Source organism: Stenotrophomonas mexicanensis (genome assembly GCF_032911605.1).
Lineage (GTDB): Bacteria > Pseudomonadota > Gammaproteobacteria > Xanthomonadales > Xanthomonadaceae > Stenotrophomonas > Stenotrophomonas maltophilia_A.
The window spans coordinates 1-8,995 of the sequence record NZ_JAWJTG010000074.1 but is presented as its reverse complement, the minus strand read 5'-3'; the positions used below and the strand labels follow the sequence as shown (position 1 = coordinate 8,995).

The following is an 8,995-nucleotide window of genomic DNA, read 5'->3' as shown; positions in this document are numbered from 1 at the left end:
GCCGGCAACCTCATGGACTCACGCGACCTGAGGTTGCCGGCCAGCGGCCGGCACTACCAGATGAAACCATTTTTGCATCGCAGCACGATGCCCGTTCTGGTTTAGGCTTGGGGTCTGGATCCGTTGACCGAGGCCTGTGCGTCGCCGATGAACGAGTACCGCAGCAGCATCGAGTTTGCTTCCCCCGATCTTCCGCTTCGCGATGATGTGCGCCGGCTCGGCGCGCTGGTTGGCGACCTGCTGGTTGAACAGGTCTCCGCCGTCTTCCTCGACGATGTGGAAGACGTGCGCACCCGCGCCATCGCCCGCCGCGAGAACCAGGCGCCGTTGTCGGAGCTGGCCGATGGCCTGGCCGGGCGCACGCCGCAGCAGGCCGAAACCATGGTGCGGGCCTTCAGCACCTACTTCCAGGTGGTCAACATCGCCGAGCGCGTGCATCGCATCCGCCGTCGCCGTGACTACCAGCGCGCCGGTACCGCAGGGGCGCAGCCCGATGGCCTGCAGGATGCACTGCAGCACCTGAAGGCGCAGGGTGTGGGCCTGGACGAGCTGGCGCAGTGGCTGCCACGCATCGACATTGAACCGGTGTTCACCGCACACCCGACCGAAGCGGTACGCCGCGCGCTGCTGGAAAAAGAGCAGTTGATGGTGGCCAGCCTGGTCGACAATCTCGACGGCCAGCGCACGCCGGGTGAGGCCGCCGCCGATGCCGCGCGCTTCCGCATGGCATTGACCGCTTCGTGGCAGACCACCGATTCCTCGCCGGTGCGGCCCACCGTCGATGACGAACGCGAGCACGTCGGCTTCTATCTGGTGCAGGTGCTGTACCGGGTGATTCCGGTGCTGTACGAATCGCTGCAGCAGGCGTTGCGCGATACCTATGGCGAAGAACTGCCGCTGCCGCGCCTGCTGCGTTTCGGTACCTGGGTGGGCGGCGACATGGACGGCAATCCGAACGTGGATGCCACCACCATCCGCAATACGCTGGATGCGCAGCGGCAGGCGGTACTCGCGCGCTACCAGAAGGAGCTGCTGCAGCTGGCCAGCCTGCTCAGCCAGTCTACCGAGCGGGTGGGCGTAAGCGATGCGCTGCAGGCACGGGTGGCGCACTACCAGCAGCTGCTGCCGCAGGTGCAGTCGCGCCCGCGCCATGCTGACATGCCGTACCGCCTGCTCAATGACCGCATGCGTGCACGCCTGCAGGCCACGCTGGATGACGGCGAAGGCGCCTACGCCGGCCCCGATGAACTGATCGACGACCTGCAGCTGATCCTCGACAGCCTGCGCGCCAACCGTGGTGAGCATGCCGGTGGCTTTGCCGTACAGCGCCTGCTGTGGCGGGTGAAGACCTTCGGCTTCCACCTGGCACGGTTGGACGTGCGCCAGGAATCGAGCGTGCATGCGCGCGCGCTGGCCACCGTGCTGGGCGGCGACGCAGCGTGGGACAGTCTCGATGCCGTGGGGCGTGCGCGTCTGCTGGCGCCTCATGCCAGTGGTGACGCGCCGTTGCCGAAGGGCGACGACGAAGGCAACCAGCGTCTGGATGCGGTATTTGCGGCGTTGGCTGATGCGCGTGCGCGCCATGGTGGCGATGCGCTGGGCAGCTACATCATCTCGATGGCACACGACCGCAGTGACGTGCTGGCCGTGCTGGCGCTGGCACGCCGTGGCGGCCTGGTGGAAGAGGGCGGTTCGGTGCCGCTGGATATCGCGCCGCTGTTCGAGACGGTGGACGACCTCAAGCGTGGCACCGCGACTCTGCGCGACCTGCTGGCCGATCCGGTGTACCGCGCACACCTGCATGCACGCGATGACGTGCAGATGGTGATGCTGGGCTATTCGGACAGCAGCAAGGACGGCGGCATTGCTGCTTCGCGCTGGGGCCTGCAACGCGCGCAGGTGGAACTGCTGGAGGTGGCGGCCGAGGCCGGCATCCGCCTGACCTTCTTCCATGGCCGTGGTGGTTCGATCAGCCGCGGTGGCGGCAAGACCACGCACGCGGTGGATGCTTCGCCGCGCGGCAGCATCGATGGCCGACTGCGGGTGACCGAGCAGGGCGAGGTGATCCATCGCAAATACGGCATCCGTGCGCTGGCGCTGCGCTCGCTGGAACAGGCCACCGGCGCGGTACTGCGCGCCAGCCTCCGCCCGCGGGCTGCCGAACCCCGCGAGGATGAGTGGCGACCGGTGATGGATGTGGTCGCTGGCTCAAGCAGCGAGGTGTACCGCGCCTTCGTCGGCCAGTCTGGCTTCATGGACTACTTCCGCACGGCCACGCCGATCGACGTGATCGAGCGGATGACGCTGGGTTCGCGTCCGTCGCGCCGGCTCGGCCAGGACGCGGCGTTGGGCAACCTGCGCGCGATTCCGTGGGTATTCGCCTGGAGCCAGGCGCGTGCAGTCATTCCCGGCTGGTACGGGGTGGGCAGCGGCCTGCAGGCGGCGGTGGATGCTGGCCACGAACAGACGCTGCGCGAGATGGCGCGTGACTGGCCGTTCTTCCGTACCTTCCTGGACGACATCGCGATGGTGCTGTCCAAGGGGGATATCACCATTGCCGAGCAGTTCTCGCTGTTGTCGGGCGACCTGCACGGGCGCTTCTTCCCGCAGGTACAGCGCGAACTGGAACTGACCCGGCACTGGTTGCTGGCGCTGATGGGCCAGCAGACGTTGCTCGACCACGATGCGCGGCTGTCGCTTTCGATCCGCCTGCGCAATCCGTACGTCGATCCGATCAGCGTGCTGCAGGTGGATCTGCTGCAGCGCTGGCGCGAAAGCGGGCGCGAGGATGAAGACCTGCTGCGCGCGCTGGTGGCCTGCGTGAACGGTGTTTCGCAGGGCGTGCAGAACACCGGGTGACCCACTGCATCCGCCGGGCATGGCCCGGCGAACTCGAAATGGTAGTGCCGGCCGCTGGCCGGCAACCTCATGATGTCTGGCAGCACGCGCGAGGTTGCCGGCCAGCGGCCGGCACTACCTCACTCTTCCGGCGACGGCGGGTTCGACGCCAGCAGTTCCAGATGGCGCTGCTCCATTTCCTGGCGCAGCTGGCGGCGGATCAATGCGGCTGCCTGGCGGCGCTTCTCGTCCGACGTGACCGGCTGCAATGACGGCACCGGTGTCGGCCGGCCCTCCTCATCCACGGCCACCATGGTGAAGAAGCAGCTGTTGGCGTGGCGCACGCTGCGCTTGAGGATGTCCTCGGCCACCACCTTGATGCCGATCTCCATCGACGAGGTGCCGGTGTAATTCACCGAGGCCAGGAAGGTGACCAGCTCGCCCACCGCGATGGGCTGGCGGAACATCACCTGGTCCACCGACAGGGTGACCACGTAGCTGCCGGCGTAACGGCTGGCGCAGGCGTAGGCGACCTGGTCGAGCAGGCGCAGGATGGCGCCGCCGTGGACCTTGCCGGAGAAATTGGCCATCTCCGGCGACATCAGCACGGTCATGGACAGCTGGTGGGTTTTGAGTTCGGTCGACATGGGGCGATTGTATCGGCAACCGGTAGTGCCGGCCGCTGGCCGGCAACCACGCGATTGTTTCCGGAGGCCATGAAAAAGCCGGCCAGCGGCCGGCTCTACCAGAAGCAGAAGGGCCGCGTGAGCGGCCCTTCGTGTTTCTTACTTCAGCTTCGCATCGGCGCGCAGGGCGGCAGCGCGGTCGGTCTTCTCCCAGGAGAAGGCCGTGGCGTTGACGGTCTCGCCTTCGCCGTTGAGGTAGCTGAACTCCTTCGGCTTGCGGCCGAAGTGGCCATAGGCCGCAGTCTGCTGGTACATCGGGTGCACCAGGTCCAGCATCTTGATGATGCCGTACGGGCGCAGGTCGAAGTGCTTGCGGATCAGCTTCTCGATCTTGTCGTCGCTGATCTTGCCGGTGCCGAAGGTGGTGACCGAGATCGAGGTCGGCTCAGCCACGCCGATGGCGTAGGAGACCTGCACTTCGCAACGGTCGGCCAGGCCGGCGGCAACCACGTTCTTGGCCACGTAACGGGCCGCGTAGGCCGCCGAACGGTCGACCTTGGACGGGTCCTTGCCGGAGAAGGCGCCACCACCGTGACGGGCCCAGCCGCCGTAGGTGTCGACGATGATCTTGCGGCCGGTCAGGCCGCAGTCGCCCACCGGGCCGCCGATCTCGAACTTGCCGGTCGGGTTGATGTGGAACTTGGTCCCCTTGTGCAGCCACTTGGCCGGCAGCACCGGCTTGATGATCTCTTCGCGGACGGCCTCGATGAGGTCCTTCTGCTTGATGCCCGGGGCGTGCTGGGTCGACAGGACCACGGCGTCGATGGCCGAGACCACGCCGTTTTCATAGCGCAGGGTGACCTGGCTCTTGGCGTCCGGGCGCAGCCACGACAGCGGCGAGTTCTTCTTCTTGCGGATCTTGGCCTGCTGCTCGACCAGGCGGTGCGACAGGTGGATCGCGGCCGGCATGTAGCTGTCGGTCTCGTTGGTGGCATAGCCGAACATCAGGCCCTGGTCGCCAGCGCCCATTTCTTCCGGCTTCTTGCGATCCACGCCCTGGGCGATGTGCGGCGACTGCTTGCCGATCAGGTTCAGCACGCCGCAGGTGGCGCCGTCGAAGCCGACGTCGGAGCTGTCGTAGCCGATGTCCGTGATGACCTTGCGGGTCAGCGCTTCCAGGTCGATCCAGGCGCTGGTGGTGATCTCACCGGCCACAATGGCAACACCGGTCTTGACCATGGTCTCGCAGGCCACGCGGGCGCGCTGGTCCTGGGTCAGGATCGCGTCCAGCACCGCATCGGAGATCTGGTCGGCAACCTTGTCCGGATGGCCTTCGGAGACCGACTCGGAGGTGAAGAGATAGCTGGACATCAGGCGTAATATCCCTTGATTCGGATGGAAAGATGGGCGCGAATGATACACGGGGTGCGCCGCCTGTGCATTGTGAACCTGTACCGGTTGCCGGTGGTTAAGCCCGCGTAGGCCCGGCAGGGGCCGTCCGGCCGGGATTGGGGCTCAGCCTCGAGGTCCAGTGTTCCACCAGCGTGACAACGCACCGGGCGGCTACCGGCCCCGACTGCGCGGGCCACCTCGCCCGCCCCAGGACCGGCCAGCCGTCATCGTTCTGCCCCAAAACCGCCATCTGGCTGCCGCCTGCCGGGCGCAGGCTGTCGGCCAATCCGGCCGCCGGGCATGAGTGGATCCGCCATGCAGGAACTTGAACAGCGCCTCCAGCAACGCTTCCCCGATTGGTTCCATGGCCGTCGTGGCCAACTGGCGCGGCCGTTGCTGCGCAGCGTCGGTCGCTGGTCGCGCCTGGACCAGATCGAAGCCTTCCTGCAGCGCAGCTCAGGCCTGCGTGGCTTCGGCTTCGTCGCCGCCGGCCTGGAGTTCATCGACGGCCAGTACCAGGTGGACCCGGCCGCGCTGGCCAGGATCCCGGCCACCGGCCGCCTGCTGATCGTCGCCAACCATCCCTCCGGGGCACTGGATGCCCTCGCCCTGCTGGACGCGGTCGGCCGCATCCGCCGTGACGTGCGGATCGTGGCCAACGACCTGTTGGGGGCAATCGCGCCACTGCAGGACCTGCTGCTGCCGGTGCGCATCCTCGGTGGCAAGGCCCAGCGTGGCAGCCTGCATGCCGTCGAAGAGGCGCTGGCCGCCGAGCAGTGCGTGATCGTGTTCCCGGCCGGCGAGGTCTCGCGGCTGTCGCTGCGCGGCATCCGTGATGGTCGCTGGCAGCGCGGTTTCGTCCGCTTTGCCCGTGCCGCTGGCGCGCCGGTGCTGCCGGTGCGTGTGGAGGCGCGCAACTCGGCGCTGTTCTACGGCGCCTCGACCCTGTTCAAGCCGGCGGGCACCGCGCTGCTGGCGCGCGAGATGTTCACCCGTCGTGGCCGTCCGCTGCGGCTGAGCATCGGTGAGCCGATGCAGCTGGGCAAGGGCGGCGACCCGGGCGCACAGCTGCTGGCGGTGCGCCGCGCGCTGTATGCGCTGGGCCGTAATGGGGCGGCGGGCGATGCAGCTGCCGTAGCAGGCCCCGAGCCGCTGGCGTCCCCGGTGCCGCCTTCACAGGTGGCCGCAGGCATCGCCGCGGCGACCCAGCTGGGCCAGACCGCCGACGGCAAGCAGATCCTGCTGGCGACCTGTACTGCCGATTCGCCGCTGCTGCTGGAGCTGGGGCGTCTGCGCGAGCTGACCTTCCGCCAGGTAGGCGAGGGCACCGGGCGCAGCCGCGATCTGGACGATTACGATCCGCGGTACGAACACATCGTGATCTGGGACGCGGCCGCGCAGCGCATCGCCGGCGCCTACCGGATCATGCGTGGTGCCCACGCGCTGGCCCGGCACGGCCTGTCCGGGCTCTACAGCGCATCGCTGTTCCGCTATTCCGACGACGCCATCACCCACATCGCCGAAGGCCTGGAACTGGGCCGCAGCTTCGTGGTGCCTGATTACTGGGGCAGCCGCAGCCTGGACTACCTGTGGCAGGGCATCGGCGCCTACCTGCAGTGCCGGCCCGGCATCCGCTACCTGTTCGGCGCCGTGTCGATCAGCGCAGCGCTGCCACGCGATGCACGCGAGCAGCTGGTGGCGTACTACCAGCGCTACTACAGCGGTACCGCCGGCCTGGCCGAATCGAACCGCCCGTTCCAGTACTTCGCCGCGCCGCCAAGTTTCGGCGAGCTGGATGCAGGTGCCGCGTTCGATGTGCTCAAGGCCAACCTGGCCGCACTCGGCACCGGCGTGCCGACGCTGTACCGCCAGTACACCGATCTGTGCGAACCCGGTGGCGCCCGTTTCCTTGCCTTCGGTGTCGACCCGGACTTCAGTGATTCGATCGACGGCCTGATTGAAGTGGACCTGTGCGCGATCAGGCCGAACAAGCGCAAACGCTACCTGCGCGACGCGGGGGCGCCGGCATGAGCGCGCTGGCGAACCTGTCGCCGCACCGGCGCGCAGTGTTCGTCTCCGACGTGCACCTGGGGTCACGTCATTGCCATGCCACCGAGCTGGCGCGGTTCCTCTCGCAGCTGCGCTGCGAGCGGTTGTACCTGGTGGGCGACATCATCGACCTGTGGTGGATGGCGCATCGCCGCGCCAACTGGCGCCAGTCGCACAGCGAAGTCATCCAGGCCCTGCACGCGCTGCGCCGTGCCGGGACCGAGATCGTCTACATCCCCGGCAACCATGACGCGTCACTGCGCCACGTGTGCGGGCTGATGCTGCCAGCGATGCAGGTGCGCCGCCGCGCCATCCATGTGACCGCCGATGGCCGTCGCCTGCTGGTCGCGCATGGGGACGAGTACGACGGCGTGACCCACTTCGGTGGCCTGCAGGAAAAGTTCGGCGACTGGCTGTACTACCGCATCCTGACCGGCAACCAGGCGTTGAATGCGGTGCGGCGGCTGCTGGGGATGCGCTACTGGTCGCTGTCGGAGTTCCTGAAGAAGCGCAGCGGTGCGGCCGAACGCTACATCGAACGCTTCGTGCAGGCCGGGCTGGACGACGTGCGGCGGCGCGGACTGGATGGCATCGTCTGTGGCCACATCCACCGCGCCGCGCTGATCGAGCGCGATGGCCTGGTCTACGCCAACGACGGCGACTGGGTGGAGAGCCTGACCGCGCTGGCCGAAGACCATGATGGCGCGCTGCGCCTGCTCGACCACAATGGCCAGACCCTGGTGGAACTGCCGGGCGCGCGCATCAAGCAAGCGGCTTGACCCACTCTTGTAGAGTCGAGCCATGCTCGACTGCTCTTCTCAGACTGCCCCGCGTACAGCAGTCGAGCATGGCTCGACTCTACAAAAGAGCGCGAGCGGCTGTGCCATCAAGACGGCACGCCCGCAAGCCGCTAGCATCGGCCCATGGATTCCCTGACCCAGATCGTGCTCGGCGGCACCGTCGCTGCTGCCATCGCCCCGCCCGGACATCGCCGTGCGGCCCTGCTGGCCGGTGCCGCGCTCGGCACCCTGCCGGACCTCGACGCCCTGTGGCTCGGCTTCACTGCCGCCGACCCGGTGGCGAACATGATCGAGCACCGCAGCTTCAGCCACTCGCTGCTGGTGCTGCCTTGGGTGGCGGCACTGATCTGGTGGTTGTTCAAGCGCTTCGGCAATGGCCGCGTCGCCCAGTCACCGGTGCGCTGGTTCTGGGCGATCCAGCTGGCGCTGGTCACCCATCCCATGCTGGATGCGTTCACCGTCTACGGCACCCAGCTGTGGTGGCCGCTGCGCCCACACCCGACCATGGGTTCCAGTGTCTTCATCATCGATCTCGGCTACACGGTATGGCTGCTGCTGGGCTGCGTGCTGGCCTGGTTTGGTCGCGCCCGCCCCTGGGCTGGCAAGGTGCTGGGTGTGGCGTTGCTGGTCAGCAGTGCCTACCTGGGTTGGGGCCTGATCGCCAAGGCGCAGGTCGACCGTGCTGCCCAGCAGAGCCTGGCGGCGATGGGCCTGGGCGATGCGCCGCGCTTCTCGGTGCCGATGCCGTTCAACACCCTGCTGTGGCGCGTGGTGGCAATGACGCCGAACGGCTACGTGGTGGGCGACCGCTCGCTGGTGGCAGACCACGGGCCGATGCGGTTCGAAGGCCACGCATCCAACGTGCGGGCCTTGCGCGAAGCGCAGGCCATTCCGGCGGTGCAGCAGCTGACGTGGTTCAACCGTGGCTTCATGCGTGCGCAGGTGGTGGACGGCCGGTTGGTACTGAGCGACCTGCGTATGGGGCTGGAACCGGACTACACCTTCAACTTCGCGGTGGCCGAGCAGGCTGATGGGCAGTGGCGGGCGATCACGCCCGAGCAGGTGCGGGTGGATTACAGCAGCCCGGCTGCACGCGCCGACGTCGGACGCCGGTTGGCCGCGATGTGGCAGCGGATCTGGCAGGAGCCGGCAGCACAGCCGGGTGCGGTCGACCACAGCGCCGTGCATTGATCAGTAGATCCACGCCATGCGTGGATGGCGCGGACATCGGCGATGGCAGCCACGCATGGCGTGGCTCTACTGCCTCCATCGGCGGTGCAGTGTCGCATC

General features: G+C 67.7%; 6 protein-coding genes. 4 read left to right on the top strand and 2 right to left on the bottom strand.

The genetic code is table 11. The features are described 5' to 3' along the window. Positions 1 to 147: 147 nt before the first annotated feature. The gene (gene ppc, locus R1L06_RS20075) at positions 148 to 2,859 is read left to right on the top strand and encodes a phosphoenolpyruvate carboxylase (RefSeq protein ID WP_317218574.1); all 2,712 of its coding nucleotides are present in this window, start codon (positions 148 to 150) and stop codon (positions 2,857 to 2,859) included. 119 nt (positions 2,860 to 2,978) lie between these two features. On the opposite strand, the gene R1L06_RS20070 is transcribed toward ppc, so the two are convergent. After that, positions 2,979 to 3,485: an acyl-CoA thioesterase gene (locus tag R1L06_RS20070; protein ID WP_049399791.1), complete on the bottom strand. Its 507-nt coding sequence runs from the start codon at positions 3,483 to 3,485 to the stop codon at positions 2,979 to 2,981. A 138-nt stretch (positions 3,486 to 3,623) separates the two neighbouring features. Then, positions 3,624 to 4,835, bottom strand: a complete 1,212-nt coding sequence (metK, locus tag R1L06_RS20065) for a methionine adenosyltransferase (protein ID WP_010481882.1) — start codon at positions 4,833 to 4,835, stop codon at positions 3,624 to 3,626. Positions 4,836 to 5,171: 336 nt separating this feature from the next. Here metK and olsF point away from each other — a divergent pair, with 336 nt between their 5' ends. The 3 genes from olsF to R1L06_RS20050 all read left to right on the top strand — a co-directional run bounded on the left by olsF (position 5,172) and on the right by R1L06_RS20050 (position 8,896). Beyond that, a complete protein-coding gene (gene olsF / locus R1L06_RS20060) occupies positions 5,172 to 6,887 on the top strand; it encodes a bifunctional ornithine lipid synthase OlsF (RefSeq protein ID WP_180838324.1) in 1,716 nt (571 codons plus the stop codon). Next, on the top strand, positions 6,884 to 7,684 hold the full coding sequence (locus R1L06_RS20055; RefSeq protein WP_032129692.1) for a UDP-2,3-diacylglucosamine diphosphatase: 801 nt from the start codon (positions 6,884 to 6,886) through the stop codon (positions 7,682 to 7,684). Before olsF ends, R1L06_RS20055 begins: the two co-directional genes overlap by 4 nt. Before the next feature lie 144 nt (positions 7,685 to 7,828). Continuing rightward, positions 7,829 to 8,896, top strand: coding sequence for a metal-dependent hydrolase (locus tag R1L06_RS20050; protein ID WP_317218573.1), 1,068 nt, complete (start codon positions 7,829 to 7,831; stop codon positions 8,894 to 8,896). The last annotated feature ends 99 nt before the right edge of the window (positions 8,897 to 8,995 follow it).

What these genes read in the sequence shown, in the direction of transcription:
- ppc (WP_317218574.1), top strand. Translation starts at nt 148, where the DNA reads ATGAACGAGTACCGCAGCAGCATCGAGTTTGCTTCCCCCGATCTTCCG.
- R1L06_RS20070 (WP_049399791.1), bottom strand. Translation starts at nt 3,485, where the DNA reads ATGTCGACCGAACTCAAAACCCACCAGCTGTCCATGACCGTGCTGATG.
- metK (WP_010481882.1), bottom strand. Translation starts at nt 4,835, where the DNA reads ATGTCCAGCTATCTCTTCACCTCCGAGTCGGTCTCCGAAGGCCATCCG.
- olsF (WP_180838324.1), top strand. Translation starts at nt 5,172, where the DNA reads ATGCAGGAACTTGAACAGCGCCTCCAGCAACGCTTCCCCGATTGGTTC.
- R1L06_RS20055 (WP_032129692.1), top strand. Translation starts at nt 6,884, where the DNA reads ATGAGCGCGCTGGCGAACCTGTCGCCGCACCGGCGCGCAGTGTTCGTC.
- R1L06_RS20050 (WP_317218573.1), top strand. Translation starts at nt 7,829, where the DNA reads ATGGATTCCCTGACCCAGATCGTGCTCGGCGGCACCGTCGCTGCTGCC.